Source organism: Streptomyces sp. NPDC001634, assembly GCF_040298185.1.
Classification (GTDB): domain Bacteria; phylum Actinomycetota; class Actinomycetes; order Streptomycetales; family Streptomycetaceae; genus Streptomyces.
Genome location: NZ_JBEOZU010000119.1, coordinates 1 through 24,455 on the forward strand (window position 1 = coordinate 1; position 24,455 = coordinate 24,455).

Annotated in this window: 27 protein-coding genes; 7 read left to right on the forward strand and 20 right to left on the reverse strand. The window is 71.5% G+C overall.

Annotated elements, in window-relative coordinates; translation table 11 throughout:
* The 3 genes from ABT186_RS42930 to ABT186_RS42940 form a co-directional block, all read right to left on the reverse strand.
* The coding region (locus ABT186_RS42930; RefSeq protein WP_351929775.1) for an AAA family ATPase at nucleotides 1-1,058 on the reverse strand (1,058 nt) is incomplete at its 3' end.
* Nucleotides 1,059-1,089: 31 nt separating this feature from the next.
* Complete coding sequence (locus ABT186_RS42935) at nucleotides 1,090-2,253, reverse strand: exonuclease SbcCD subunit D (RefSeq protein ID WP_351929777.1); 1,164 nt, start codon at nucleotides 2,251-2,253, stop codon at nucleotides 1,090-1,092.
* 116 nt (nucleotides 2,254-2,369) lie between these two features.
* Nucleotides 2,370-2,996: a YigZ family protein gene (locus ABT186_RS42940; RefSeq protein ID WP_351230128.1), complete on the reverse strand. Its 627-nt coding sequence runs from the start codon at nucleotides 2,994-2,996 to the stop codon at nucleotides 2,370-2,372.
* Nucleotides 2,997-3,250: 254 nt separating this feature from the next.
* Between ABT186_RS42940 and ABT186_RS42945 the strand changes: the two genes are divergently transcribed.
* Nucleotides 3,251-5,242, forward strand: a complete 1,992-nt coding sequence (locus tag ABT186_RS42945; protein ID WP_351230126.1) for an APC family permease — start codon at nucleotides 3,251-3,253, stop codon at nucleotides 5,240-5,242.
* Between the two features lie 16 nt (nucleotides 5,243-5,258).
* Here ABT186_RS42945 and ABT186_RS42950 read toward each other — a convergent pair whose 3' ends face one another.
* Both ABT186_RS42950 and ABT186_RS42955 read right to left on the reverse strand, forming a co-directional pair.
* Nucleotides 5,259-5,801: a SixA phosphatase family protein gene (locus ABT186_RS42950; RefSeq protein ID WP_351230124.1), complete on the reverse strand. Its 543-nt coding sequence runs from the start codon at nucleotides 5,799-5,801 to the stop codon at nucleotides 5,259-5,261.
* Nucleotides 5,798-6,481: a hypothetical protein gene (locus ABT186_RS42955; protein WP_351230122.1), complete on the reverse strand. Its 684-nt coding sequence runs from the start codon at nucleotides 6,479-6,481 to the stop codon at nucleotides 5,798-5,800. The genes ABT186_RS42950 and ABT186_RS42955 overlap by 4 nt, the downstream gene beginning before the upstream one ends.
* 201 nt (nucleotides 6,482-6,682) lie before the next feature.
* Between ABT186_RS42955 and ABT186_RS42960 the strand changes: the two genes are divergently transcribed.
* Complete coding sequence (locus ABT186_RS42960; RefSeq protein WP_351230120.1) at nucleotides 6,683-7,090, forward strand: CoA-binding protein; 408 nt, start codon at nucleotides 6,683-6,685, stop codon at nucleotides 7,088-7,090.
* Between the two features lie 280 nt (nucleotides 7,091-7,370).
* Nucleotides 7,371-7,526 carry a hypothetical protein gene (locus ABT186_RS42965; RefSeq protein ID WP_351230118.1) on the forward strand — a complete coding sequence of 52 codons (156 nt, stop codon included), beginning with the start codon at nucleotides 7,371-7,373 and terminating at the stop codon, nucleotides 7,524-7,526.
* Between the two features lie 13 nt (nucleotides 7,527-7,539).
* On the opposite strand, the gene ABT186_RS42970 is transcribed toward ABT186_RS42965, so the two are convergent.
* The 6 genes from ABT186_RS42970 to ABT186_RS42995 all read right to left on the reverse strand — a co-directional run bounded on the left by ABT186_RS42970 (nucleotide 7,540) and on the right by ABT186_RS42995 (nucleotide 12,313).
* The gene (locus tag ABT186_RS42970) at nucleotides 7,540-8,400 is read right to left on the reverse strand and encodes an ABC transporter permease (RefSeq protein WP_351929779.1); all 861 of its coding nucleotides are present in this window, start codon (nucleotides 8,398-8,400) and stop codon (nucleotides 7,540-7,542) included.
* Complete coding sequence (locus tag ABT186_RS42975) at nucleotides 8,360-9,214, reverse strand: ABC transporter ATP-binding protein (RefSeq protein ID WP_351230114.1); 855 nt, start codon at nucleotides 9,212-9,214, stop codon at nucleotides 8,360-8,362. The genes ABT186_RS42970 and ABT186_RS42975 overlap by 41 nt, the downstream gene beginning before the upstream one ends.
* Nucleotides 9,211-9,666, reverse strand: a complete 456-nt coding sequence (locus ABT186_RS42980; protein ID WP_351230112.1) for a MarR family winged helix-turn-helix transcriptional regulator — start codon at nucleotides 9,664-9,666, stop codon at nucleotides 9,211-9,213. Before ABT186_RS42980 ends, ABT186_RS42975 begins: the two co-directional genes overlap by 4 nt.
* Nucleotides 9,667-9,798: 132 nt before the next feature.
* Nucleotides 9,799-10,818 (reverse strand): cation diffusion facilitator family transporter, encoded by a 1,020-nt coding sequence (locus ABT186_RS42985; protein ID WP_351929781.1) that lies wholly within the window; start codon nucleotides 10,816-10,818, stop codon nucleotides 9,799-9,801.
* Between the two features lie 200 nt (nucleotides 10,819-11,018).
* Nucleotides 11,019-11,570, reverse strand: coding sequence for a DinB family protein (locus ABT186_RS42990; RefSeq protein ID WP_351230108.1), 552 nt, complete (start codon nucleotides 11,568-11,570; stop codon nucleotides 11,019-11,021).
* Between the two features lie 83 nt (nucleotides 11,571-11,653).
* Nucleotides 11,654-12,313 carry a TetR/AcrR family transcriptional regulator gene (locus ABT186_RS42995; protein ID WP_351230106.1) on the reverse strand — a complete coding sequence of 220 codons (660 nt, stop codon included), beginning with the start codon at nucleotides 12,311-12,313 and terminating at the stop codon, nucleotides 11,654-11,656.
* Nucleotides 12,314-12,493: 180 nt separating this feature from the next.
* Between ABT186_RS42995 and ABT186_RS43000 the strand changes: the two genes are divergently transcribed.
* Entirely contained in the window at nucleotides 12,494-13,051 is a 558-nt protein-coding gene (locus tag ABT186_RS43000) for an NAD(P)H-dependent oxidoreductase (protein WP_351230104.1), read from the forward strand.
* Nucleotides 13,052-13,310: 259 nt separating this feature from the next.
* Complete coding sequence (locus ABT186_RS43005; protein ID WP_351929783.1) at nucleotides 13,311-14,642, forward strand: cation diffusion facilitator family transporter; 1,332 nt, start codon at nucleotides 13,311-13,313, stop codon at nucleotides 14,640-14,642.
* A gap of 39 nt (nucleotides 14,643-14,681) precedes the next feature.
* On the opposite strand, the gene ABT186_RS43010 is transcribed toward ABT186_RS43005, so the two are convergent.
* Nucleotides 14,682-15,236: a YbaK/EbsC family protein gene (locus tag ABT186_RS43010; RefSeq protein ID WP_351236411.1), complete on the reverse strand. Its 555-nt coding sequence runs from the start codon at nucleotides 15,234-15,236 to the stop codon at nucleotides 14,682-14,684.
* 43 nt (nucleotides 15,237-15,279) lie between these two features.
* Nucleotides 15,280-15,852: a helix-turn-helix domain-containing protein gene (locus ABT186_RS43015; RefSeq protein WP_351929785.1), complete on the reverse strand. Its 573-nt coding sequence runs from the start codon at nucleotides 15,850-15,852 to the stop codon at nucleotides 15,280-15,282.
* Nucleotides 15,853-15,945: 93 nt separating this feature from the next.
* On the opposite strand from ABT186_RS43015, the gene ABT186_RS43020 reads away from it, so the two are divergent.
* Nucleotides 15,946-16,806 (forward strand): EamA family transporter, encoded by an 861-nt coding sequence (locus tag ABT186_RS43020; protein ID WP_351236415.1) that lies wholly within the window; start codon nucleotides 15,946-15,948, stop codon nucleotides 16,804-16,806.
* Between the two features lies 1 nt (nucleotide 16,807).
* Here ABT186_RS43020 and ABT186_RS43025 read toward each other — a convergent pair whose 3' ends face one another.
* Entirely contained in the window at nucleotides 16,808-17,605 is a 798-nt protein-coding gene (locus ABT186_RS43025) for an acyltransferase (protein WP_351236417.1), read from the reverse strand.
* Nucleotides 17,606-17,678: 73 nt separating this feature from the next.
* On the opposite strand from ABT186_RS43025, the gene ABT186_RS43030 reads away from it, so the two are divergent.
* Complete coding sequence (locus tag ABT186_RS43030) at nucleotides 17,679-18,212, forward strand: gamma carbonic anhydrase family protein (protein ID WP_351236419.1); 534 nt, start codon at nucleotides 17,679-17,681, stop codon at nucleotides 18,210-18,212.
* Nucleotides 18,213-18,261: 49 nt separating this feature from the next.
* Here the strand turns inward: ABT186_RS43030 and ABT186_RS43035 are convergent, their stop codons facing one another.
* From ABT186_RS43035 to ABT186_RS43060, 6 genes are all read right to left on the reverse strand, one after another.
* Nucleotides 18,262-18,912, reverse strand: coding sequence for a DedA family protein (locus ABT186_RS43035; RefSeq protein ID WP_351236421.1), 651 nt, complete (start codon nucleotides 18,910-18,912; stop codon nucleotides 18,262-18,264).
* 151 nt (nucleotides 18,913-19,063) lie between these two features.
* The gene (locus ABT186_RS43040; protein WP_351236423.1) at nucleotides 19,064-20,173 is read right to left on the reverse strand and encodes a class I SAM-dependent methyltransferase; all 1,110 of its coding nucleotides are present in this window, start codon (nucleotides 20,171-20,173) and stop codon (nucleotides 19,064-19,066) included.
* A complete protein-coding gene (locus ABT186_RS43045; RefSeq protein WP_351236425.1) occupies nucleotides 20,170-21,381 on the reverse strand; it encodes a glycosyltransferase in 1,212 nt (403 codons plus the stop codon). Before ABT186_RS43045 ends, ABT186_RS43040 begins: the two co-directional genes overlap by 4 nt.
* Entirely contained in the window at nucleotides 21,378-22,238 is an 861-nt protein-coding gene (locus ABT186_RS43050; protein ID WP_351929787.1) for an alpha/beta fold hydrolase, read from the reverse strand. The genes ABT186_RS43045 and ABT186_RS43050 overlap by 4 nt, the downstream gene beginning before the upstream one ends.
* Nucleotides 22,239-22,241: 3 nt before the next feature.
* Entirely contained in the window at nucleotides 22,242-22,559 is a 318-nt protein-coding gene (locus ABT186_RS43055; RefSeq protein ID WP_351236431.1) for an acyl carrier protein, read from the reverse strand.
* A gap of 110 nt (nucleotides 22,560-22,669) precedes the next feature.
* On the reverse strand, nucleotides 22,670-24,455 hold a 1,786-nt coding region (locus tag ABT186_RS43060), incomplete at its 5' end, for a 4'-phosphopantetheinyl transferase superfamily protein (protein ID WP_351929789.1).

Sequence of the window (24,455 nt, forward strand, 5' to 3'; positions counted from 1 at the left end):
GCACGCGCGCGTGCCTCGTCCGCGGCGGCGCGCCGCTGCTCGGTCTCGGCGGCCTCACGCAGGTCGAGGGCGGGCGCCACGGCCTCGGCTTTGCGGGACCGCTCCATGCGTTTCTGCGCCGCACGGTGGGCGTCGGCTCGCTCCTCGAGCAGCGCCGCCCGCTCCCGGGCCTCGGCGAACCTGCGCTGGAGCCGCGCCCGTTCGCGTACGTCGTCCAGGACCCGCTCCGCGGCGGCCCGCGCCGACTCGGCGGCGGTACGCGCGCAGTGCGCGATGGTCAGCCGCTCACGGGCCGTACTGCGCGCGATGGCGGCCCAGCTCATGACGGCGTCGGCGAGCCCGGGGTCGCCCGGTGCGAGGTCCGGCAGCGGCATGGAGTCGTCGGCCGCCTGGTGCATGCGGTGCGCGTCCTCGAGCAGTGCGGCGTCCCCGTCCCGCACCTCGGCCTCCGTCGCCCGCCGCCGTTCGGCGAGGCGCTTTTCGACCTCGGCGAAGCGGTGCGTGTCGAACAGGCGGCCGAGCAGTTTGCCGCGGGCCTCGGCGTCGGCGCGCAGGAAGCGGGCGAAGTCGCCCTGGGGCAGCAGCACGACCTGGCAGAACTGCTCACGGCTCATGCCGAGCAGCTGGGTGATCTCCTCGCCGATCTCCTGGTGGGAGCGGCTGAGGTCCTTCCAGGCGCCGGCCGAGGTGTCGTACTCGCGCAGCCAGCTCTGCGCCTTGTCCGTCGTCGTACCGGCGCCGCGCTTCTTGGGGCGCTCCCAGGGTGGCTGCCGGGTGATCTCCAGCCGGCGTCCGGCGACGGTGAGTTCGAGACGGATCTCCGTTCGTGTGTGCGGTGCCGCGTGGTCGCTGCGCAGGGTCAGACCCTGCCCGCTCTGCCGGGCGCCGGGAACGGCCCCGTACAACGCGTAGCACACGGCGTCCAGGACGGATGTCTTGCCGGCGCCCGTCGGTCCGTGCAGCAGGAAGAGCCCGGCGGCGGACAGTTCGTCGAAATCGATCTGCTGGGTGCCGCCGAAGGGGCCGAAGGCGGTGATGTCGAGCCGGTGCAGCCTCACAGGGCTCCCTCCGAGTCGTGCGCGTGCGAGGTCACCGGGCGACCTCCCGGACCGCCTCGTCGGCACGCACCGCGTCGAACGCGTCCTGCAGCACGGCCCGTTCGCGCTCGTCCGGCCCCGCCCCGCGCACATGGGCGACGAAGTCCTCCGCGATCTGCTGGTCGCTGCGTCCCGCCAGCCGTCGCGCGTACGACACGCCGGGATCCTCGGGGGCGCGCTCGGGGTCGAAGACGAGGCTGAGCGTGTGCGGAAAGCGCTCGGTCAGCCGGGCCATGGGCTCCGCGGGCCGCACGGGGTCGGTGAGGGTCGCCTCCACCCAGGCCTCCTCGTGGCACGCCAGGTCCGGGTCCGCGAGCAGTTCCTCCAGCCTCCCGCGGATCCGGGCGAGGGGCCGCGGCACCGGGCAGTCGACGCGCTCCGCGGTGACCGAGCCGTCGGCGCCCAGGTCGACGATCCACATGCTCTTGCGGTGGTCGGCTTCCGAGAAGGAGTACGGCAACGGGGAACCGGAGTAGCGCACGCGCTCGGTGATGGTCTGACTGCCGTGCAGATGGCCCAGTGCCGCGTAGTCCACTCCGTCGAAGACGCCCGCAGGCACCGCGGCGACCCCGCCGACCGTGATGTCCCGCTCGCTGTCGCTGGGTTCGCCGCCGGTGACGAAGGCGTGGGCGAGGACGACGGAACGGGTGCCCGGCGCGCGCGTGGCGAGATCGGCGCGGACCCGGTCCATGGCAGCCGCGAGCACCGCCTCGTGGCCCGCCTTCCCGACCCCGAACTCGTCCTTCACCAGGGCCGGTTCGAGATACGGCAGACCGTAGAAGGCCACGTCGCCGTGGGCGTCGGCCAGCACGACCGGTGTGTCACAGGCCGCGGGCTCCGTGCGCAGATGGATGCCCGCGCGGCCGATGAGCCCGGCACCGACGCCCAGGCGGCGCGCCGAGTCGTGGTTGCCGGAGATCATCACTGTGGGCACGCCCAGGTCAGCGAGGCGGTGCAGGGCGTCGTCGAACAGCTCGACGGCGGCCAGCGGCGGCACCGCCCGGTCGTACACGTCTCCCGACACGACCACCGCGTCCACGCCCCACTCACGCACGGTCGCCACGAGATGGCCGATGAACTCGGCCTGCGCGCCGAGCATGTTGACCCGGTGGAACGCCCGGCCCAGATGCCAGTCGGAAGTGTGCAGCAGCCTCATGATCCCCGAAGACTAACGGCCGGGTCTGACATCACGGGCGGTTACTCCCGTATCGACCCGTCGTGACACTTCCCACGCCCATCCGTTGTCCCGTTATGCACCTTTCACCGGGTGCGTCACGCGTCCCCGTACGCCTCTCCGCCCAGTTCGAACCCGGCCGTGCCCGCGGTGACGTCCGCGAGCCACAGCTGAAAGGCCTCCACGTCGGCGTCCGGCAGGCCGATCTCGATCGTGACGGCCTCGCCGTACCGCACGTCCCGTACCTCGCGGCCGGTGGCCCGCAGGTCGTTCTGCACCTTGCCCGCACGCTGGTGGTCGACCGTCACCGTGGCGAGCCGGAAGCGGCGGCGGGTGATCGTGCCGAGAGCGTCCAGGGCTTCGCCCACCGCTCCCCCGTAAGCCCTGATGAGTCCGCCCGCGCCCAGCTTCACCCCGCCGTAGTAGCGGGTGACGACGGCGACGACGTACCGCATGTCGCGGCGCAGCAGCATCTGGAGCATGGGGACGCCCGCGGTACCGCCCGGTTCGCCGTCGTCGCTCGCCTTCTGGATCGTGGCGTCGGCCCCGATGACGTACGCGTAGCAGTTGTGGGTGGCGTCCGCGTGTTCCTTGCGGACGCCGGCGATGAAGTCCTGGGCCTCCTGTTCGGTGGCGGCCGGGGCGAGGGCGCACAGGAAGCGGGAGCGGTTGACTTCGGTCTCGTGCACGCCCGTGCGGGTCACTGTGCGGTACTCGTCCTGCATCGGGCCAGCGTATGCGGCGCGGCCGCGCCCGCCGTACGCCGGGCCCGGACCTGCGCCGGACCGGTGGCGCGGAGCGCTCCCGGCCGCGTGGACGGGCGCGTGCCCTCCCCGACACGGGGTCGCCCCCGGCGCCGGTGCGGTCGGCCACGTAGTGGATACTCGCTCGTCGTTGTCCAAAGGTCCCGGGCCGTGCGCAGGCCCAGGCCAGAGCAGCGGCCCGGCGGGCCGCCCGACCGATCGCAGGAGAGCGCAGCATGACCGGCACCCAGGTGGAGAGTCCGGACGCCGCCGAGCCCGACCCTTCGCGGCCCTCCGCCGCAACGGCCCGCTGGCGGGCCTGGCTCCAGGAGGGCCTGAGCGAGCGGACGGCCCGGCACCCGGGCCCGCACGCCACCCTGGACGCCGAGCACAAGGGGCACACCTGGTGGCGGGTCATGTGTCTGACCGGTGTGGACTACTTCTCCACCCTCGGATACCAGCCCGGTATCGCCGCGCTCGCGGCCGGACTCCTTTCGCCGCTCGCGACGCTCGTGCTGATTGCGCTGACCCTGCTCGGCGCGCTCCCGGTCTATCGCCGGGTGGCCCACGAGAGCCCGCACGGGGAGGGCTCGATCGCCATGCTGGAGCGGCTGCTGCCGTGGTGGGCGGGGAAGGTCTTCGTCCTCGTGCTCCTCGGGTTCGCGGCCACCGACTTCATGATCACGATCACCCTGTCGGCCGCGGACGCCGCCGCGCACGTCGTGGAGAATCCCTTCGCCCCGCACTGGATGGACGGCGCGAACCTCTGGATCACCCTCTTCCTGGTGGCGGCGCTCGGCGCCGTCTTCCTGAAGGGCTTCACGGAAGCCATCGGCATCGCCGTCGCGCTCGTGGCCACGTACCTCGCCCTCAATGTCGTCGTGCTCGCGGTCTCCGCCTGGGAGGTACTGAGCCACCCGGTGAAGATCGGCGACTGGACGGACGCCCTGACCGCCGAGCACTCCTCACCGCTCGCCATGATCGGCGTGGCGCTCCTCGTCTTCCCGAAGCTCGCGCTCGGCATGTCCGGCTTCGAGACGGGCGTGGCGGTGATGCCGCAGGTCAAGGGCGACCCGGCGGACACGTACGCGAACCCGGCCGGCCGTATCCGCGACACGCGCAAGCTGCTCACCACCGCCGCCGTCATCATGAGCTGTCTCCTGCTGCTGTCCAGCCTGGCGACCACGATCCTGATCCCACAGGACGCCTTCAAGAGCGGCGGCCCCGCCAACGGGCGCGCGCTCGCGTATCTCGCGCACCAGCACCTGGGCGAGGCCTTCGGCACCGTCTACGACGTCGCGACGATCGCGATCCTCTGGTTCGCGGGCGCCTCCGCCCTCGCCGGCCTGCTCAACCTGGTGCCCCGGTATCTGCCGCGCTACGGCATGGCCCCCGAGTGGACCCGCGCGGTACGTCCCCTCGTCCTGGTCTTCATGGCGGCCGCGGTCTTGATCACGGTGTGGTTCGACGCGAACGTCGACGCGCAGAGCGGCGCGTACGCGACCGGGGTGCTCGTTCTGATGCTCTCCGCGTCGTTCGCGTCCACGGTCGCCGTGCACCGGCGCGGGCACCGGGCCGCCGCGCTGGGCTTCGGAACGATCACCGCGGTCTTCGCGTACACCCTGGTCACGAATGTCATCGAGCGCCCCGACGGCATCAAGATCGCACTGATCTTCATCGTCTTGATCCTGGTCTCGTCGTTCGCCTCACGTGTGCACCGCGCCTTCGAACTGCGGGCCGCGACCGTCACATTCGACGAGGCGGCGGCCCGCTTCATCGACGAGGCCGCGGCGAGCGGGCCGCTGCGGCTGATCGCCAACGAGCCTCAGGAGCACAGCACACGGGAGTACCGCGCCAAGGAGTACAGCCAGCGCGAGCAGACCCATATCCCGGACGGGCGCCCCGTACTCTTCCTGGAGGTGTTCGTCGCGGACTCCTCGGACTTCACCGCCGATCTGGCCGTCCACGGGGACGAGAAGCACGGGGTGCGCAGGCTGCGCGTGCAGGGCGCGACCGTGCCCAACACCATCGCCGCCGTGCTGATGGAGCTGCGTGACCGCACCGGCGAGGTGCCGCACGCCTACTTCAACTGGACCGAGGGCAATCCCTTCAGCCATCTGCTGCGCTTCCTGGTGTTCGGGGACGGCGAAGTCGCGCCAGTCACGCGCGAGGTGCTGCGCCGCGCCGAGCCCGACCCGGAACGGCGCCCCCGGATCCACGTCGGCTAGGGGCGGTCGTGGATCGCTAGCTCTTCTTACCCCTCGGCACGATCACATCCGTCAGGAGCGCCGTGCCGGGGGCTAGGTAGTCCCAGGTGCTGCCGTGCCAGGCGAGAACGGCGATCGCCGAGGTGGGGAACTTGGTGTGCACGCGCTCCAGCGCATCGTCCAGGCCGTCCCCGGCGAGTTCGAGCACCAGTTCCGCCAACCCCGGGTTGTGCCCGATCAGCAGCAACGTCCCTACCTGGGCGGGCGCTTCGCGCACGGCTTCCAGCAGGTCGGACACATCGGCGGCATACAGGCGCGATTCGAGTCGTACGGGCGGCGGGGTGCCCCACTGGGCCGAGGCCAGCTCCCAGGTCTGGCGGGCCCGGACGGCGGTGGAGCACAGCGCGAGGTCGGGCAGGCAGTCGGCCTCGGCCAGTGCACGCCCGGCTGCCGGGGCGTCCCGGCGGCCCCGCGGTGCGAGCGGCCGCTCGTGGTCGGCGACGCCGACGGGCCAGGCGGACTTGGCGTGCCGCAGGACGACGAGTCTGCGCAGCGGGCCGGATCCGGCTCGGGTGATCATGGCCGTGCGCCGATCTCGCGGGCGAGGTCGAGGCCGAGCAGCCGGTCGGCGTAGGCGTATGTCTCGAAGCGCGCCCCGTCCGGCATGTCGCCGGCGCTCTCCACTCGCCGCAGTACCTCCAGGACGGCCGGAACGTCGAGATCGTCCTCCCAGGCGGCGCGCAGATCCTGCCGTACCCGCTCGGGGACGGGTCTGGACGGGCGCGTCGCCCAGGCGGCGACGGCCTTGCGCCAGCGGACGAGTGTGTCCCGTGCCTCGGCCAGGGCGTCCGTGCCGAGATCGGCGGGATGCCGGCGAGGGCGGGTGAGCAGGGCGAGACGTAGGGTCGACGGCTGGGCGGTGGTGTCGGCGGGGCCGATCGCCGGGGCGACCTCGATGCGCACTCCGCCGGGTGCGGTGCCCTGCGCCCCGACGACGTGCAGTGCCTGTCCGACGGCAGGCCCTTCGGGGTCGGCGGGGCGGATGCCGAGGTCGTCGGCGCGTGCGCGGAGTTCGGCGGACGGGGCGGCGACCGTGACGACGGGCGTGCCGCCCAGTTCCAGGGCCCTGGCCAGCACGTCGGCCACCAGCAGCACCCGCAGTGCGGAGGTGTCCGCTCCGGTGACATGCGCATGGACGCGGGTCAGGCCCGGGCGGACATCGATGGCGTCGCCGCTGCGGGCATCGGTGATACGGAGCACGGTGGTGAGCGTAGGCGGACGAGGGCTCCGGCGCAGGTGGATGGGCCCCATTCAGGACAGACGCACACCGTCGGGCGCCCGCGTACGCCCGTCCCGCCCAGCGTCCTGCCCTCCGGGGGAATCACCGCATCCCACCCCCTGTTGCCTCCACAGCAGACGGCGCGGGGCTACCGCGCCGCGGGACGTCGAAGGAGACCGGCCGTGTACGGCGACGCAGCAACGATCCGCAAGATCCTCACCGAGCTGGGCGACACCTGGGCGATCGTGGGCCTGTCGACGAACCGGAGCCGTGCGGCCCACCGCGTCGCCGCCGTCCTCCAGCGTTTCGGAAAGCGCATCGTGCCGGTCCACCCGAAAGCCGAGACGGTCCATGGCGAGCAGGGCTACCCCTCGTTGGACGCGATCCCGTTCCCCGTCGACGTCGTCGATGTCTTCGTCAACAGCGACCTGGCGGGCCCGGTCGCCGACCAGGCGGCCGCGATCGGCGCCAAGGCCGTCTGGTACCAGCTGGGCGTCATCGACGAGCAGGCGTACGCGCGCACCCGCGGGGCGGGCCTGGAGATGGTGATGGACCGTTGCCCGGCGATCGAGATCCCTTCACTGCGTTAGCGGGCCATATGGGCGATGAGCGGTCCAACGTGTGAACGGTGACGCGAGTCGGGCATGGTCACGTTGTACCCACGGGTTATCTTGATACCGCGTAGTAACTGGTCAGGCGGCGACGAGTAGTCCGCACCGCCACCGCCGACGTCGACCTGCTCGGCGTCCGTGCCCCCACCAGGATCCGCCTGCCTTCGTCGAGGGGCTTCGCGCTCTGTCGAAGTCTCCCGGAGGCAGCGGCCGGGAACGTCCGGGAGGCGGTATGTGGGCCGTACTGGAGCAAATGGCCATGGCTGCTCCCCAGCTCTTCCTCTACGCCGTCGGCCTCTTGGTCGCCATGGTCCTGCTCTCGCTCGTCATCAGCCTGCGGCAGGCGGAGGCGGCGGAGCGGCCCGAGATCATCAGGGCGCTGGCGGATCTGATGGCGTTCTGGAAGAAGCGGTGAACGCCCGTGCGTCTCAGCGGGCCAGCCGGCCCAGCAGCGACGACGCCGACGTGATGCCCAGGGCGGCGGCCACCAGCAGGACGGCGAAGTCGAGCGGCAGGTGCGAGGGTGTGCCGAGCAGGAGGCCGCGCAGGGCGTCGACCTGGTAGCTCAACGGGTTGCCCTTGCTGACGGCCTGGAGCCAGCCGGGCATGACGGACACCGGGTAGAGGGCGTTGGAGCCGAAGAACAGCGGCATCGTGATCGCCTGGCCGATACCCATGAGGCGGTCGCGGGTCAGCACGATGCCCGCGATCGTCATCGACAGGCAGGAGAAGAATGCCGAGCCCAGGACGACGGCCACGGCGACGCCGAGCAACCTCAACGGGTTCCAGGTCATCGCGACGCCGAGCAGTGCCGCGATCAGGACGACCACGACCGCCTGGATCAGCGCCTTCACCCCGGCGGCGAATGCCTTGCCGGTGATGAGCGCCGCCCGCGGGGTCGGTGTGACCAGCAGCTTCGTGAGGATCCCGGCGTCCCGCTCCCAGATGATCATGATGCCGTAGAAGATGGCGATGAACATCGCGGACTGGGCGATGATGCCGGGTGCCAGGTAGTCGATGTACGGGATGCCGCCGGTGGGGATCGCCCTGATCCTGGTGAACGTCTCACCGAAGATCAGCAGCCACAGTGCCGGCTGGACCGCCCGGGTGTACAGCTCGGTGCGGTCGTGGCGCAGTTTCTGCAGCTCGACCGCGCACATCGCGACAACCCGTGCGGGCAGCACCTTCCAGCCGGTACGGGCCCGGGGCGGGGCCACCAGCAGGTCGAGGTCCGCCGGGTGGGCGCGGTCAGCCGACGCGGGACGCGGTGCGGCGGGTGCTTCGGACATCGCGGAATTCTCCTGACTGGTCGTCGAGTCCGCTGCCCGCGACGTCCCGGAAGACGTCCTCCAGCGTCGGCAGCGGCCCTTCGGTGCCGAGTCGTTCCCTGAGTCCGGTCCTCAGCTCGTCGGGGGTGCCGAGGGCGCGGACGCGACCGCGGTGCATCAGGGCGACCCGGTCGCAGTACTGGTCGGCCTCGTCCATGTAGTGGGTCGTGACGAGGACTGTCATGCCGGTGGCGGCGCGTACGGCGTTGATGTGCTCCCACACATTGGTCCGGGCGATCGGGTCGAGGCCGATGGTCGGCTCGTCGAGGATCAGCAGCCGGGGCGCGCTGACCAGTGCCTGGGCCAGTTCGAGCCGGCGGACCATGCCGCCGGAGTAGGTGTTCGCGAGCCGGTCGGCCGCTGCGGTGAGGCCGACGGCCGCGAGCGCCTGCCCGACGCGCCGGGCCCGCTCGCGACGGGGGACGTCGAAGACCCGGGCGAACAGGGCGACGTTCTCCCGGCCGGTGAGCCCGGCGTCGGCGGACAGCTGCTGCGGCACGTAGCCCAGCAGACGCCGTACGGCCATGCGTTCACGGGTCGCGTCGTGGCCGAAGACATGGACCATGCCGGCCGGGACCGGAAGGAGCGTGGTGATGCAGCGGATCGCGGTGGTCTTGCCCGCGCCGTTGGGGCCGAGCAGTCCGAACACCTCGCCGTCGCGGACGGAGAGGTCCAGGCCGTCGACCGCGTGCGTCTCGCCGAAGGAGTAGGCGAGCCCGGCACAGGTGACGGCGTCGACCGCGGGGGCCTCGCTGTCCTTCGCGTTCCGCGTCATGTCTCCTCGGCCTCCTCGTGCAGGTTCTCCGCCAGCTTGCGCAGGGCCGGAAGGGCCGCCTCCAGGGCCTTGCGGTCTGCCTCGTCGAGGCGGGCCAGCTGGCGGCCCACGAGTGCCGTCCGCCGCTCCCGCCAGTCGCGCAGCCGTGTCTCGGCGGCCTCGGTGGGCAGCAGCTGCACGGCCCGCCGGTCGGCCGGGTGTGTCTCGCGGACCAGATAGCCCTCGCGCACCAGGTGGTTGACGAGTGTCGAGACCGAGTTGCCCGCCAGATACAGCTCCTTGGCGGCGTCGGAGACGCCGATGCCCGGTCGCGCCATGACCAGACGCAGCAGTTCGACCTCGGCACCGCGCAGCCGCGGCACGGTCATCTCGCTGCGCAGTCGCCGGCGGATCAGCCGCTGCACTCCGACGAGCGCGCCGGCCAGCCCCTCGGCGAGGCTCTCCGATCCCACGCTTCCGAGATTAGCTCTGTGTCAGAGGTATTCGGGGAAAGAGATGGTCAAGACCCGGGGGCGGGGTGGTGGCCGCCCCACTGGTGGTGTACGCCCCGGTAGCGCTGTCCGCCTCAGCGGGTGGTGTCCGCCTCAGTGGTGGTGCGGCTCCTCCCGGTGCGCCGGGCCGTGCGGGGCCTCGCAGTGCGCGGGGTCGTCCGCCATGGTCCGGTCGCCGGGCCTGACCACTTGCAGGACCTGCTCGGGAGAGTGGTCGACCTGGAGGGTGGTGTGGGTGATGTGGTAGTCGTGGCGCAGGACCTCTTCCAGGTCACGGCGTACGGCGTGGCAGTCGCCGCCGGGTTCGACCAGGATGTGCGCGGACAGCGCGGCCTGTCCCGAGGTGATCTGCCAGACGTGCAGGTCGTGCACCTCGACGACGCCCGGCCGGGCGACGAGCCGGTCGCCGAGCGCGTCCGGGTCGACGTCGGCGGGCGCCGCCTCCAGGAAGATGCGGCCGGAGTCGCGCAGCAGCCCGTAGGCGGCCTTCACCATCAGCGCGACGACTACGAGCGTGGCAATGGGGTCGGCGCGCTCGAAGCCCGTGAGGACGACGACGAGCGCGGCGATCGCGGTGCCGATGAAGGCGAACAGGTCGTTCAGAACGTGCTGATAGGCACCCTCGACATTGAGGGAGGTGCGGTTGGCCTTCGAGATGCACCAGGTGGCGGTCACGTTGACGACGATCCCGGCGAGTGCGGTGGCCAGCATCAGCCCGCCCTGGACCTCCGGCGGATGGATGAGCCGGCGTACCGCCTCGTACGCGAGCCACGCACCCAGCAGGAGCAGGGTGAGGCCGTTGGCCTGGGCGGAGAGGATCTCCGCGCGCTTGAGCCCATAGGTGAAGCCACCGCGGGCGGGGCGGGCGGCGAGCCGCATCGCGATCAGGGCGAGCACGATGGACGCGGCGTCGGTCAGCATATGGGCCGCGTCGGAGAGCAGGGCCAGGGAGCTCGCGATGAGGCCGACGACCACCTCGGCCGCCATGAACACGGTGATCAGGGTGAGCGCGACACCCAGCCAGCGGCGGTCGGCATCCGCCGACACCCCGTGGGAGTGGCCGGAGTGCCCCGAATGGCCCCCCGGGCCGTGCTCATGACCGTGGTCGCTCATATGGTCCGCCTTCCCCCACGCATCGGATGCCTCGACCGCAGTGAAACGCATCGCGACGCCCTTCGGCAAAGGCTGCATCGGTGACCGTTGTCATGTCCGATAATAAGACCCTGACCTGCGTAAACGTCACACCGCCCGAGCACGGCCGAGCAGCCGGCAATCGCGCCCCACGCCATCGGCCGATGCCCGTCGCCCTCTCCTCACAGGCCGATCGCCCCGTCGATGCGCTCCCGCAGCAGATCCGCGTGACCGTTGTGACGGGCGTACTCCTCGATCATGTGGACGAGCACCCAGCGAAGCGACACCGTGCCGCGCCAGGAGTCATGGCCCTCGATGTCGAGGTGGGGTGCGGCGGCGACGAACGCTTCCGCGAAGGCGATCTCGGCGCGCCACACCTGCCAGGCGCGGGACACGACCTCGGGGTCGGGCACCGCTCCGGAGAAGTCGCCGTCGGGGTCGGCGGGCGAGGAGAACAGGGGCGGCGCGGCGTGACCGGCCAGAACCTGCCGGAACCAGCGGCGTTCGACATCGGCGAGGTGTCGCAGCAGGCCGAGCAGCGAGAGCGTGGAAGGCGCCACGGACCGCTGCGACAAACGGGTGTCCAGGCCGATGCATTTGAGCTCCAGCGTGGCGCGCTGGCCGGCCAGGAAGTCGACGAGGAGGGCGCGTTCGTCGCCGGTGGCGGGGCCGAGGAAGCGCGGGTCACGCTCGGCGGGGACGAACATCTCGGCTCTTCTGCTCGGTGTGGTCATGAACACCATCATCGCAGCGTGACGATGACCACCTGCTGACTTGGTGTCGCCATGACACCGTCAGCGAGCGTCCGGGGCGTGCGTCAGCCGGGACATCGGCCCGTGAACCGGTCGACGAGGTCCCGCCAACCGGCCTCCAGGCGCTCCAGGGACATCCCGCGGGTAGTGACCAGATGGTCGACGAGCACGGTCTCCAGATAGCCGAGCAGCGTATGGCCGACGAGCTCGATGTCACCGTCCGCCCGCGCCTCACGCAGCAGCAGGCAGATGTGTGCCAGCCGGAACTGGTACGGCGGACTCGCGCGGCGGCGGCCCGGCTCCGCGTGGGCGGCCAGATACAGGTCCCGGTGCGTGCGTTCGTGGCGGATGACGGCCGAGCCGAAGGCGTGCAGCCGCTCCACCGCGGGCGCGCCCGGACCGAGCGGCGGCGGCCCCGAGAGGAAACCGGCCTGGAGCTGCTCCTCCTGATGGCTGAGCAGCTCCACCAGCAGGCCCGTGCGGTCACCGAACCGCCGGAAGACGGTGCCCTTGCCGACCCCCGCACCGCAGGCGATGTCCTCCATGGTCACGTTCGCTATGCCGCGCTCGCCGGCCAGGCGCGCGGCCACCTCGAGAAGCCGGGTGCGGTTGCGCGCGGCGTCGGCACGCAGCTGAGGCGCCCCGCCCGTAGGCATGAGGGCGAGGTCCCTGGGGCCGCCGTGGTCGTTCTGCGGCACGGGAAAGGTCGGAAGCGGCTCGGTCATGGATTCAGCCTAGCGCCCCGGGATGACATTCGGACCGCGGTCCGGTTAGATGGCAAAGAAACAGGACCGCGGTCCGGTTAGTCGTGATAGAAAGTGGACCGCGGTCCGATTAAGGTGGTACAACATTCAACGGACTCACTCGGTCCAGTTGTACCGAACGCACATCCTGGGAGACTTGCCATGTCCGTACGCATCCTTGCTCTGGTCGGAAGCCTTCGCGCCGGTTCCCACAACCGTCAGCTCGCCGAGGCCGCTGTGAAGCACGCCCCGGAGGGCGTCGAGGTCGAGCTCTACGAGGGTCTGGCCGACGTGCCCTTCTACAACGAGGACATCGACGTCGAGGGGAGCGTCCCCGAGTCCGCCGCCAAGCTGCGTGCCGCCACGGCTCAGGCCGACTCTCTGCTGCTCTTCTCGCCCGAGTACAACGGCACCATTCCGGCCGTGCTGAAGAACGCGATCGACTGGCTGTCCCGTCCGTACGGCGCCGGTGCCCTCTCCGGCAAGCCGGTGGCCGTCGTCGGCACCGCGTTCGGCCAGTTCGGCGGCGTGTGGGCCCAGGACGAGACCCGCAAGGCCGTGGGCATCGCCGGTGGCTCCGTCGTCGAGGAGGCCAAGCTGTCCATCCCCGGCTCCGTCGTCCGCTTCGCCGAGACCCACCCCGCCGACGACACCGAGGTCGTCGAGGGCCTGACCAAGGTCATCGAGCAGCTGACGCAGGCCGCGCCCGCCGCCGCCTGATCTCCCGGGATCCGGCGCGAGCGCCGGATCCCGGCACATGACACGGCTGTGGGCCGGGACCGAGGGGTCCCGGCCCACAGCCGTGTCAGCGTGCCCCGCAGAATCCCCATCCGTCCGCGAAAGCGCTCACATACCCCCTCGATACGACCCCTACACCCCCACTCACCTGTGCGTTCGATGCCTGTTCGCCCATGAGACGCACGCTCGGGCTTTGCCTGTGCTTCGCCGGCAGTACGCCTTGGGTTACTTCTATCGGGGGATGGACCACATCACGTTCCTCGTGGCCGTCGTCATCATCACGGCGCTGGCCTTCGACTTCACGAACGGTTTCCATGAGACCGCGAACGCGATGGCCACCTCCATCGCAACCGGAGCTCTCAAACCGAAAACCGCGGTCCTCGTCAGCGGCGTGCTCAACATCGTCGGCGCTTTCCTGTCCACCGAGGTCGCGAAGACCATCTCGGGCGGCCTCGTGGACGACACGCACCCGCACCCGCATCCGCACCCGCACCCGCACCCGCACCCGCACCACCGCGCACACGATCACCCGCAGCAGCATCCCCACCCTCACGTTCACGGTCACGACCACACCCATCCGCACCCGCACGGCCTTCTCTCCCGCCTGCGCCACCTCCTCACCCCCCACTCCCACGAGACCGCCGACAAGCTCGACTCCGCGCTGGAGTCCTCCGCGCAGGGCATGCGGGCGCTGTGGCTGTCGCTGGCCGTGCTCGGGGTGACGGCGCTGGCGCAGGCGGTCGTGGTCGTGATCTCCGGATCGGTCGCGCTGCTCGGCGACACCGTGCACAACGCCGCCGACGCCCTGACCGCCGTACCGCTCGGAATCGCCTTCGTCCTGGGCCGGCGCGCGGCCACACGTCGTTTCACCTACGGATACGGCCGCGCCGAGGACCTCGCCGGCATCGTGGTGGTGCTGACGATCGCCGCGTCCGCCGCCTTCACCGCCTGGAGTGCGGTCGGGCGGCTGCTGGACCCGCGCCCCATGGAGCACATCCCTGTCGTCGCCGTCGCGGCCGTCATCGGTTTCGCGGGCAACGAGTGGATCGCCCGCCACCGTATCCGGGTCGGCCGCGCGATCGGTTCGGCCGCACTGGTCGCCGACGGACTGCACGCGCGTACGGACGGATTCACCTCGCTCGCTGTGCTGGTCGGCGCGGGCGGCGCGGCCCTCGGGTGGCACCTCGCCGACCCGATCGTGGGACTGGCGATCACGGCGGCGATCGTGCTGGTGCTGCGGGACGCGGCGCGCGAGGTGTTCCGGCGTGTGCTGGACGCCGTCGACCCGGCGCTGGTGGACCGGGCCGAGCAGGCGCTGCGGGAGGTACCGGGCGTGCGTGAGGTGGGCGAGCTGCGGCTGCGCTGGATCGGGCACCGGTTGCGCGCCGAGGTGGCGGTCGTGGTTGACGGCGAGGTGAGCGTGCGGCGGGCGCACGATATTGCGGTCGAGGCCGAACACGCCCTGCTGCACGCGGTCCCGAAGCTCACCGCGGCCCTGGTCCACCCCGACCCGGCCCCGGCTCCGGGCCAGACGGATCCGCACCTGGCCCTGGCTCACCACACCCGGGCCTGACACGGCGGTCCTCGTACACAGCCCGGCCCGGTCCGCCCGTCAGACGCCCAGCCCCTCCAGCACCACCGCGTTGGACAGCTCCGCGAAGGCCTTCCCCGGCACCAGCAGCTTCCCCCGGCGCCGGCCGCTGCCCACCAGTACGTACGACAGGTCGGCGACCGCCGAGTCCACCAACACCGGCCAGCCGGCGGGCAGTCCGATCGGTGTGATGCCGCCGTACTCCATGCCGGTCTCCCCCGTTGCCACCTCCATCGGTGCGAACGAGGCCTTGCGGGCGCCGAGTTGACGGCGGACCACGCCGTTCACGTCGACCCGGGTGCCGGAGAGCACCAGACAGGCGGCCAGCGTCGTCTCACCGCCGCGCCTGCCCGCGACCACGACGCAGTTGGCGGACTGGTCGAGCAGCTCCTTGCCGTAGTGCTCCAGGAAAACCGCGGTGTCGGCCCACTCGGGTCGGGTGTCGACGTAGACGATCTGGTCGGCGGGCACGCTGCCGCTCCAGTGGCGTACGGCGTCCGCAACCGGGCGGGTCAGCTCGTCGAGGCAGTCGGGGGCGGGCGTGGCGTTGTCGAAGTCTCCGATGGGTGCGCGCATGGCCGCACGCTAACAGCCGTATACGGGCCGCCGGACGGTCGTTTCAGCGCACGGGCGGCACGGAGACCGCCATCACCATCTCCATCGGCATGTCGCCTTCATTGGCGTAGGTGTGCGGGGTGTCGGCCTCGAAGGAGGCGCTCGCCCCGGTCGGGACGCGGTGCTCGACGCCGTCGACGGTGAGCGTCAGTTCGCCGGCGGTGACGTAGACGAGTTCGACCGTGCCGGCGGGGTGCGGGTCCGAGGGGCTGCGGTCCCCCGGCATCAGCCGCCAGTCCCACATCTCCAGCGGGCCGGGAGCCTCGGTGCCCGCGAGGAGGCGGTTGTAACTGCCGGCGTCGGTGTGCCAGAGACGTACGGCCTGCTCGGCCGGGACGATGCGGACCTTGGGGCCCTGCTCGTAGTCGAGCAGCGTGGTGACGCTGACGCCGAGCGCGTCGCCGATCTTGACGACCGTGCCGATGCTCGGGTTGGTGCGGGCCTGCTCGATCTGGATGAGCATGCCGCGACTGACTCCCGCACGGGCGGCGAGCGCCTCCAGGGTGAAGCCCCGCTCGGTGCGCCAACGCTTCACGTTGCGCGCCAGGGACTGGGTCAGCAGGTCGAGGTCCGACACATTCCATCCAATATTTTGTATGTCATAGTTCACTGCATTGAACTATGCTGTGGTGCACCTGATCGTTCACTGAACTGTACTGCGAGGCGGACCATGACAGCATTCTTCGCCCTGGCCACCAGCCTCCTGTGGGGCCTGGCCGACTTCGGCGGCGGGCTGCTGACGCGACGGATACCCGCGCTGACCGTGGTCGTCGTCTCGCAGGCCGTCGCGGCAGCCGTGCTCGGTGCGCTCGTGGTGGCCACCGGAGGCTGGAGCGAGGCGGGGCCGCGGCTGTGGTTCGCGCTCGCCGCCGGCCTGATCGGGCCGATCGCCCTGCTCTCCTTCTACAAGGCCCTCGCCCTGGGCCCGATGGGCGTGGTCTCCCCGCTCGCCACCCTGAGCGTGGCGGTCCCCATCGGCGTGGGGCTGGTCCTGGGCGAGCGCCCCGGGCTGATGCAGGCCGCCGGGATCGCCGTAGCCGTCGTCGGAGTCGCGCTCGCGGGCGGTCCCCAGCTCAGGGGCGCGCCGGTCCAGCGGCAGGCGATCCTGCTCACACTGGTCGCGGCGCTCGGCTTCGGCACGGTGTTCGCGCTGTTCGCGGAGGCGTCGACCACAGTCACCGGGCTGTTCCTGGCACTCTTCGTGCAGCGCGTCACCAACGTCGTCGCGGGCGGCGCCGCCCTCTGCGTCTCCATGCGGCGCGGCGCCCCGGCGCTTCCGCCCGGCGAGGGCTTCCCCTGGCGTTCCCTGCCCGCACTCGGCTTCGTCGGCCTCGCCGACGTCGCCGCCAACGGCACATACGCGATCGCCGCCCAGCACGGCCCCATCACCGTGGCCGCCGTGCTCGCCTCGCTCTATCCGGTGGTCACGGCACTCGCCGCGCGCGGCTTCCTCAGTGAGCGGCTGCGCGCCGTGCAGGCGGCAGGCGCGGGCCTGGCCCTGGTCGGCACGGTGCTGCTCGCCACCGGCTGACTCAGGACTCCGCGTCCAGTCCGGCGAGCCGGGCGGCGGTCTCCTCGTCCAGGTCCGACAACGCCCTCAGCTGCTCCGGTGTGACGCCGTCCGGGATCGGCACGGGCGCCGGCGTCCGAAGCGGCGGCTGCCATCCGGCGTCGGGTGTCCAGCGCCGTACGACCCGGGCCGGCGCCCCGGCCACCACCGCATGGTCCGGCACCGCTCCCCGTACCACCGCTCCGGCCGCCACGACCACGTTGCGTCCGATCCGGGCGCCCGGCAGGATCACCGCGCCCGTCCCGATCCAGCACCCGGGGCCGATCTCCACCGGCTCCATCCGCGGCCACTGCTTGCCGATGGGCTCGTGCGGGTCGTCGTACGAATGGTTCGTCGACGTCACGTAGACGTACGGCCCGAAGTAGCAGTCGCTGCCGATCGTGACCGTGGTGTCGGCGATGACATGGCTGCCGCGGCCGAGGACGACGCCGTCGCCGATCCGCAGGATCGGGTCGGGGCCCAGGTCGAGATCGGGCATCAGCCCGGCGGTCAGCGTGACCTGTTCGCCGATGATGCAGTGCGCGCCGAGATGGATCCAGGGTTCGCCGAAGACCGTGCCGAGCGGAAAGGCGAGCCTGGTACCTGTTCCCATTGCACCGAAGCGGAAGCGACCGGGGTGCTCCGCGGTCACGGACCCCGCACGCTGCGCCCAGGCCCAGCCCGCGTGGACGGCGCGTTGCGCGAGTCCGCGCCGCCATGATGAGAACGTGTTCCTGTCCCTGAGCACCCGCTCACCGTACTCAGCCGGGGGTGCGCCCATGAGGCAGTACGGCTGTGATCTTCGCCCCACCGATGGCGTAGCGTGCCGGTGTACCGACCACGAGGAGACGGCAATGACGCACAGGGCGCTGATAGCGGGTATCGGCGGCAAGGATCCGCAGGTGGATCAGGAGGCGTTCACGGCCCCCACGTCCGTGGTGATCGGGGACGTGACTCTGCACGCGGGCGCGAGCGTCTGGTACGGGGCGGTGCTGCGCGCCGACTGTGGTCCGATCGTCATCGGCGCCGACAGCAACGTGCAGGACAACTGCACCCTGCACGTCGACCTGGGTTTCCCGATCTCCGTCGGCGAGCGGGTGTCGATCGGGCACAACGCCGTCGTCCACGGCGCCACGATCGAGGACGACTGCCTGATCGGCATGGGCGCCACGGTCCTCAACGGAGCTGTGATCGGCGCGGGCTCCCTGGTCGCGGCGCAGGCACTGGTGCCCCAGGGCATGCAGGTACCGCCGGGCTCACTCGTGGCGGGCGTGCCCGCGAAGGTCAAGCGGGAGCTGACCGCCGAGGAGCGCGAGGTCATCACGCTGAACGGGACGATGTACTCGGACCTGGCGAAGGCGCACCGAGAGGTGCACGAGAAGCCCTGAGACTCGCCCTGAGACTCACTGAGCCCTGACGCTCACTGAGCCCTGACGCTCACTCGGCGGCCGGAACCGTGTCCGGTTCGGCCGCCTCCTTCTCCGCCGTCGCCTTCTTCGCCTTCCGCTTCACGATCAGCATCGAGGCGAGGCCCACCAGCAGCGCCGCCACCAGACCCAGCCACGAGAACTTCTTCAGCCAGGACTCGGCGACCACGCCGACGTAGTAGATGACCGCGGTGGTGCCGCCCGCCCAGATCACCCCGCCCAGGAAGTTGGCGGTCAGGAACTTCCAGTACGGCATCCGCAGCACACCGGCGAGCGGCCCGGCGAAGATCCGCAGCAGCGCGACGAAGCGGCCGAAGAAGACCGCCCACATGCCCCACTTCTCGAAGGAGCGCTCGGCGGTCGCGACATGGCCCTCACCGAAGTGCTTGGGAAACTTCTTCCCGAGCCAGGCCAGCAGCGGCCGTCCGCCCTTGCGGCCGATCGCGTAGCCGATGGAGTCGCCCACCACGGCGCCGATACTGGCGCACGCGCCGAGTACGACCGGGTTGATCCCGGAGTGATGCGAGGACAGGAGCGCCGCCGACACCAGCACGATCTCGCCCGGCAGCGGGATGCCCAGGCTCTCCAGGCCGATGACCAGGGCCACCGCGGCGTACACGGCGGCCGGAGGTACCGTGTCGAGCCATTCCTGGACGTGCACCGCCGGATCCTCCCGTTTCACTCTGCGCGACGTGTACGTGCCGTGCGCGACGGCCCGGTGTGCGCTCCCCCGTTGGGCGTATGCCGGGAAGCCTACCCGCTCGGCCCGAAGCGGAGTGTCCGCCGCCCGGTGGGAAGGTGCCCTCGGTGTCTCAGTCGCGGCGGGCCAGGATCCGGTAGGCGTTGGACACGTGCAGCCGGTGCGACAGGGGCTTGACCACGAGCCGGTCCAGCAGGGTGCCCAGGATCAGTGCGGGGACACCGGCGATCAGCAGCGCAGCGCGCAGGGAACGCCGGAGCACGTTCGGCGGCTCGGGCAACCACGGGAGGTCCTCGTGTGGCGCGATCGCGTCGAGGGCCAGCCAGGTGGCGGCGAGAAGGTCGACGGGGTCGTGCGGCTCGGCGTGCTGCTCCGCCACCACCGTGAAGCCGACCTCCGTCAGCCTGCGCCGCAGGTTGCCGACCGGGATGAGGTTCAGGTGCTGCGGCTGGAGCCAGGGCAGCCACCAGCGGCCGAGCAGACGGGCGAAACGGCTGTCGGGGTCGGGGACCTCGATCAGCAGATGCCCGCCGGGCCGGACCGCCCGGTGCGCGGCCCGCAGTTCACGGTCGGGCTCCGTGCTGTGCTCCAGGTAGTGGAACATGCTCACGACGTCGTAGCGGCCGGCGAGTTCCGGGGCCAGTTCGGTGAAGCTGCCGCGGTAGCCGCGTTCCACCCGTCCGGCGCGCTCGGCGAGTTCGGCGCCGTCGGTGAAGTCCAGCCCGTCGAAGGCAGTGCCGGGGTGGACGGTGCGGGCCGACTCACAGAAGTGACCGTGACCGGTGCCGACATCCAGCCAGTTCTTCGGCGTGGGGTCGTACGGCAGCAGGGACCGGGCGCGCTCCTCGTACATCCGGGTCCGTCCCCCGAAGGTCCTGCCGAGCTGCTGCTCCCCCAGTCCGTCGTAGAAGTCGCGGTAGTAGAACTCCAGACCCGTCTCGCTCAGCCGCGGGTTCTGGAAGACATGCCGGCAGTCCTGGCAGCGGTCCAGGGTGAAGCGGCCCGGCTTGTGCTGGAGCAGGTCGGTGGTGTGCAGGCGTGTCGTCAGGCGTGCCGAGCCGCACCAGGGGCAGGTGGTCCGTTGCGGCTCGAAGAAACGGTCCAGGCCCTGGGCCAGATCCGCCTGGTAGTCCGGGCGCAGCGCGGCTACCTGATCGGCGCGGCCGGGGCGCGTCACGGGCTCGTCACCGGGTGTGGGCCGGGGGGTGGACTCGTCGCTCATCGGGACTCCTCGGGGATCGCGCCGGTCGCCAGCTGTTCGAGGTGGGACGCGGCCGCGGGGGCGCCGCCCGCGGCACGGAACGACGCGCCGATCCGTTCGGCCGCGGCGCGGTAGCGGGGTTCATGGAGAACGGCGTCGATGGCGGCGCCCAGCCGGGGAGCGGTGACCCGGCCGAACCTGACTCTGATGCCCGCCCCCGCGTCGGTCACCTGTCCGGCCACGACGGGCTGGTCGTCGCGGATGGGCGCCACCACGAGGGGAACACCGTGCCAGAGCGCCTCGCACACGGTGTTGTGCCCGGCGTGGCAGACCACCGCGTCGACCCGTTCGAGGAGCGGAAGCTGGGGGACGGAAGGGACGATCAGTACGTCCTTGTCGGTGCCGTCGGCGTCCGCCGTGCCGAGGGCGTTCGCGGGATCCACGATCACGGCCTGCAACCGGTCCGCGCGGCAACGCAGTGCCGTCAGGCACTCGCCGAGGAAACGGGCCCCGACGTCGGTGTTGGCGGTGCCAAGGGTGACCAGGACAGTGCCGCGGGCGGCATCGAGCCAGTCCCAGGGGAAGCCGGGTGCCGTGGGACGGGCCTCGACGGCGGGACCGACGTAGCGAATCGGCCCGTCGGTCCTGGCCGCCCGGCCGACGAATTCCGGACTGCTGTACGCGAGCACCAAGTGCGGCGAGAACCGTGGATCGGCCGTGCCCGAGGGATCTCCGACGCGCCCGCGCAGATCACTCAGGAGCGTGTCCAGCCAGGCGGCGACCTTGGGCATCCCCGCCAGCGCGTCGTCGAACGCGAACTCTGCCGTGGTCGTGGACGAGGTGGCCCACGGCACCTCCAGCCGCTCGGCGACCAGCCCGCCTGCCACGGCCTGCTGGTCGGCGACGACCACATCGGGGCCGAACTCCTGCACGGCCGCCCGCACTCCGGGGGCCATCGCCTCGGCGAGCGGCACCAGGAACCGTTCCCACAGGAACTTCAGCGCCTCCGGCCCCCGGAGCTCCGACGGCCGCCCGGCGTCGCCCGAGCCGAGGAGGGGCCCGGCACACGGGAACACCCTGGCCCCGTCACCCGCCAGCCGCCGGACGAGTTCCGGGTAGGCGGACGCCCACGCCACCTGGTGCCCCAGCGAGGTCAGTTCGGCTGCTACGCCCACCGTCGGGTTGATGTGCCCGACCAGCGGAGGTACGACGAACAGGAATCTGCTCACCGGGCCTCCGCCCCTGCCGGGCGGCCCGCCATGCCCGGCGTCTCCACCGCACCCTGGCTCATCTTCCGGCTGGTCTCCTGGATCAGGGACAGGATGTGGCCGCCGATCGCTCCCGGCGCCTCCACCAGCACGGAGTGCTCGTGCCCCGGTACCACGACGGTCCGGCAATCCGGCAGCAGCGACGTGAGCCAGGGTGCCTGCTCGACGAGGGCCGAGTCCCCGCCGTAGAGGAAGAGCGCAGGGCAGCGGACCGAGCGGATCTCGTCCTCGCTCAGCACCCGGCCGGCCGGAAGGTCACGGACGATGGTGGTGGCCCGCACCAGGCGCGCCGCCGCCCTCGCCAGTCGCGCGGTGTTGTAGCTGCGGTTCGCCGTGATCCAGGCCAGCGCGGCGGCCTCGTTGTGCGCCAGTTCGGTCGCCACGCGGTGCAGGACCCCGCCCATGGTCGCCGCCCACTCCTCGGTCGCCGGCCCGGATTCGATCACGGAGAGGCTCGCCACGCGTTCCGGCCGCCGCACCGCGTAGCCGAAGGCGACGGTGCCCCCGTAGGAGTTGCCGACCAGGTGGACCGGGCCGGTCACCGCCAGCCGGTCGAGCAGGGCCTCCAGGTCGTCGAGGTTGTCGTCGAGCCTGTAGCCGCTGTCCGGGCGGCTGCTGCGGCCGTGGCCCCGCTGGTCGTACATGACGACGTCGATACCGGCCGCCGCGAACGCCGGCGCCACTGTGAAGTAGTAACTGGCCAGGCTGTCGGTGAGCAGGCCGTGGACGAGTACCGCTGTGGCGATGGCGGGGCGGCCGTCCCGGGGAGCCATTCTCTGTACGTGCAGCCGGACGTCACCGGCGTCGACCATCGCCATCGGTCAGCCCGCCTCCACGGCCTTGGGACTCGGTACGACGAGACCCTGCGAGTCGAGACCTTGTACGTCGAAACCTTGTACGTCGAGACTCTGCACGACGTACTCGACGAGCCTGCCGACGGTGAGTTCGATGATCTCGTCGAACTCCATGCCCGCCAGGAATTCGGCGAAGTTGACCCGGCTGCCGTACCGCTCCTGCAGAAGGCCCGCCAGGGTGACCAGGTCGATGCTCTCCAGTTCCAGGTCACGGTTGAAGGTGGTCTCCATGCCGATCTCGACGTCGTCGAGGTCGTACTCGTCCTCCAGCAGCGCCGCGAGCATGCCCGCGATGTCGGCGAGGACGGACTCCTCGTCGGCATCGCGCTCGGGTGCCGCGGCCGTGCTGCCGGTCGCCCGGCTGTCATGCGGTGCCGGCCTCATGTCGGATGTGGTCATCGGTCGGTCTCCTCTTCGTGCGTCGGCCCCGTGGTCCAGGCCACGACGTAGTCCCTGTCGGGCAGTCCGGGTGGATTGCTCACCTGCTCGCAGTGCACCCGGTACGCGCGCTCCAGCCGTCCCGAGACCAGGAGCCGCTCCCCGGCCGCCGCCTCGACGACGGCGAAGTCCCGCGGGCGTCCGCGGAACCCGGTGCCTTCCGCCTTGGCGACCGCTTCCTTCGCGGCCCAGAACCGGGTGAACCACAGCGCCTCGGACTCCGACGTGGCGGCGCACCGGGCGCGCAGGAGCGTGAGTTCGTCCTCCCGCAGGGCGGTGGCCAGGGTCTCCGCGCCGCGTTCGACGACCTCTTCGATGTCGATTCCGGGGCCCGGACCGGGAGTGTGCGGCCGCACGATCGCGACCCCGGCCTCCGCGCGGTGGGCCAGCGAGACGTCCAGCGGGGGCAGCGTCCGGCCGTGCAGCCCGCTGACATAGGGACGGCCCAACTCGTCGTTGTGCACCCGGATCTCCGCGGGGAAGACCGGTCCCTCGCCGTGGTCCCAGAGCCACTTCCGCACGGCGTCCTTGGCCGCGATCCGGCCGAGCAGCCACTGCCGACGGCCGCGCGGGGCGTGCGCCGCGTACTCGGAACGCTCCGCCCCGCTCAGCGAGTTGCGCATGATCAGCTCGCGTGAGGCGAGGTCGGGCCAGCGCTCGTGGAGGAGCGACCAGCCGCCGGGCCGCGCCTGGGAGAGGGTGTTGCGCTCGGGGAAGCGCTCGACGGGCCTGGTCTTCGGGTCGTTGTCGAAGCGGCGGTCCTGCCAGCCGGTCAGTTCCGCCCACACCTCACCGGCGACGCTCAGCTGTACGTCGGCCTCCAGCACGGTCTCCGTGAGGGAGGTGATCCTCACCAGGCACTCCACCGCGGTGCCGGGGTGCGGGTCGGGACCGTAGAAACGCATGTGCCGCATCTGGACTGGGAACACCACGGTGCGCTCGGTGCGGGTCGCCATGATCCAGTACCCGAGGAGCTGGCCCACGTTGTCCAGCAGGGCGCCGGGCGCAGGCGGTGTGGTGATCACACCACGTACATGGGCGTCGCCGATCGCCGTCAGCTGGGTGACCCCCTGGAACGCCGGTCCGTGGAACATCCAGCGCTCCGTGTAGAGCTGGGCCCCGGTGTGCTCCGGGATGCGTTCGCAGGCGGGGTCCGTACGCCACCGGGAGGGACGTGAGCCGGGGTACACGGGGGCCAGTTCCACCACGGCACAGGCCCGGGGGCCGAAGGACACCGCGCGACGGGCGGGGTGGTCCTCCACCGGGGTGACGGTGACCGGTATGTCGACAGCGGGTGTGGCGGTCAGCCACTGGTCGAAGCGGGCTCCGTGCACGGCGACCGCCCGCAGGCCGGAGGCCGTCTGCTCTGCCGCGTCCATCATGTGCCGGACGATCGTGGTGGCCGGGACGACCGGCCAGCGGTCGGCCACGTCGGGCCAGCCGGGCCGCTGCGGGAAGAAGCAGTGGTCGAGCAGGTACGGCATCGTGTCCGGGGAGACGTGTACGACGGTGCGCCGTTCACCTCGGCCGGCCGGGGGCGTCGCGGGCACCGGTCCGCCGGGAGTGCCGTGCGCCGGCCGGCCACGCGAGGACGTGGGTGCGGACGGGGAGTGCGACGACGTGGCGGCCGCGTCGGCGGTTGAGACCGGGGCCGGGTCAACCGGCGGCGCCGAAGCGGTGACCGGAAGGGCGGCCGGGGCCGGAGCCGCGGCCCGGTGATGACCGGCGGCGGCGATGAGCGCG

Coding starts and splice junctions, on each gene's coding strand:
- ABT186_RS42945 (WP_351230126.1), top strand. CDS start 3,251: ATGACCGGCACCCAGGTGGAGAGTCCGGACGCCGCCGAGCCCGACCCT.
- ABT186_RS43050 (WP_351929787.1), bottom strand. CDS start 22,238: ATGGCGATGGTCGACGCCGGTGACGTCCGGCTGCACGTACAGAGAATG.
- ABT186_RS42985 (WP_351929781.1), bottom strand. CDS start 10,818: ATGAGCGACCACGGTCATGAGCACGGCCCGGGGGGCCATTCGGGGCAC.
- ABT186_RS43025 (WP_351236417.1), bottom strand. CDS start 17,605: ATGGGCGCACCCCCGGCTGAGTACGGTGAGCGGGTGCTCAGGGACAGG.
- ABT186_RS43010 (WP_351236411.1), bottom strand. CDS start 15,236: ATGCGCGCACCCATCGGAGACTTCGACAACGCCACGCCCGCCCCCGAC.
- ABT186_RS42995 (WP_351230106.1), bottom strand. CDS start 12,313: ATGACCGAGCCGCTTCCGACCTTTCCCGTGCCGCAGAACGACCACGGC.
- ABT186_RS43040 (WP_351236423.1), bottom strand. CDS start 20,173: ATGAGCGACGAGTCCACCCCCCGGCCCACACCCGGTGACGAGCCCGTG.
- ABT186_RS42970 (WP_351929779.1), bottom strand. CDS start 8,400: ATGTCCGAAGCACCCGCCGCACCGCGTCCCGCGTCGGCTGACCGCGCC.
- ABT186_RS43005 (WP_351929783.1), top strand. CDS start 13,311: ATGGACCACATCACGTTCCTCGTGGCCGTCGTCATCATCACGGCGCTG.
- ABT186_RS42940 (WP_351230128.1), bottom strand. CDS start 2,996: ATGCAGGACGAGTACCGCACAGTGACCCGCACGGGCGTGCACGAGACC.
- ABT186_RS43020 (WP_351236415.1), top strand. CDS start 15,946: ATGACAGCATTCTTCGCCCTGGCCACCAGCCTCCTGTGGGGCCTGGCC.
- ABT186_RS42975 (WP_351230114.1), bottom strand. CDS start 9,214: ATGACGCGGAACGCGAAGGACAGCGAGGCCCCCGCGGTCGACGCCGTC.
- ABT186_RS43000 (WP_351230104.1), top strand. CDS start 12,494: ATGTCCGTACGCATCCTTGCTCTGGTCGGAAGCCTTCGCGCCGGTTCC.
- ABT186_RS42935 (WP_351929777.1), bottom strand. CDS start 2,253: ATGAGGCTGCTGCACACTTCCGACTGGCATCTGGGCCGGGCGTTCCAC.
- ABT186_RS42990 (WP_351230108.1), bottom strand. CDS start 11,570: ATGACCACACCGAGCAGAAGAGCCGAGATGTTCGTCCCCGCCGAGCGT.
- ABT186_RS43055 (WP_351236431.1), bottom strand. CDS start 22,559: ATGCTCGCGGCGCTGCTGGAGGACGAGTACGACCTCGACGACGTCGAG.
- ABT186_RS42950 (WP_351230124.1), bottom strand. CDS start 5,801: ATGATCACCCGAGCCGGATCCGGCCCGCTGCGCAGACTCGTCGTCCTG.
- ABT186_RS42965 (WP_351230118.1), top strand. CDS start 7,371: ATGGCTGCTCCCCAGCTCTTCCTCTACGCCGTCGGCCTCTTGGTCGCC.
- ABT186_RS43030 (WP_351236419.1), top strand. CDS start 17,679: ATGACGCACAGGGCGCTGATAGCGGGTATCGGCGGCAAGGATCCGCAG.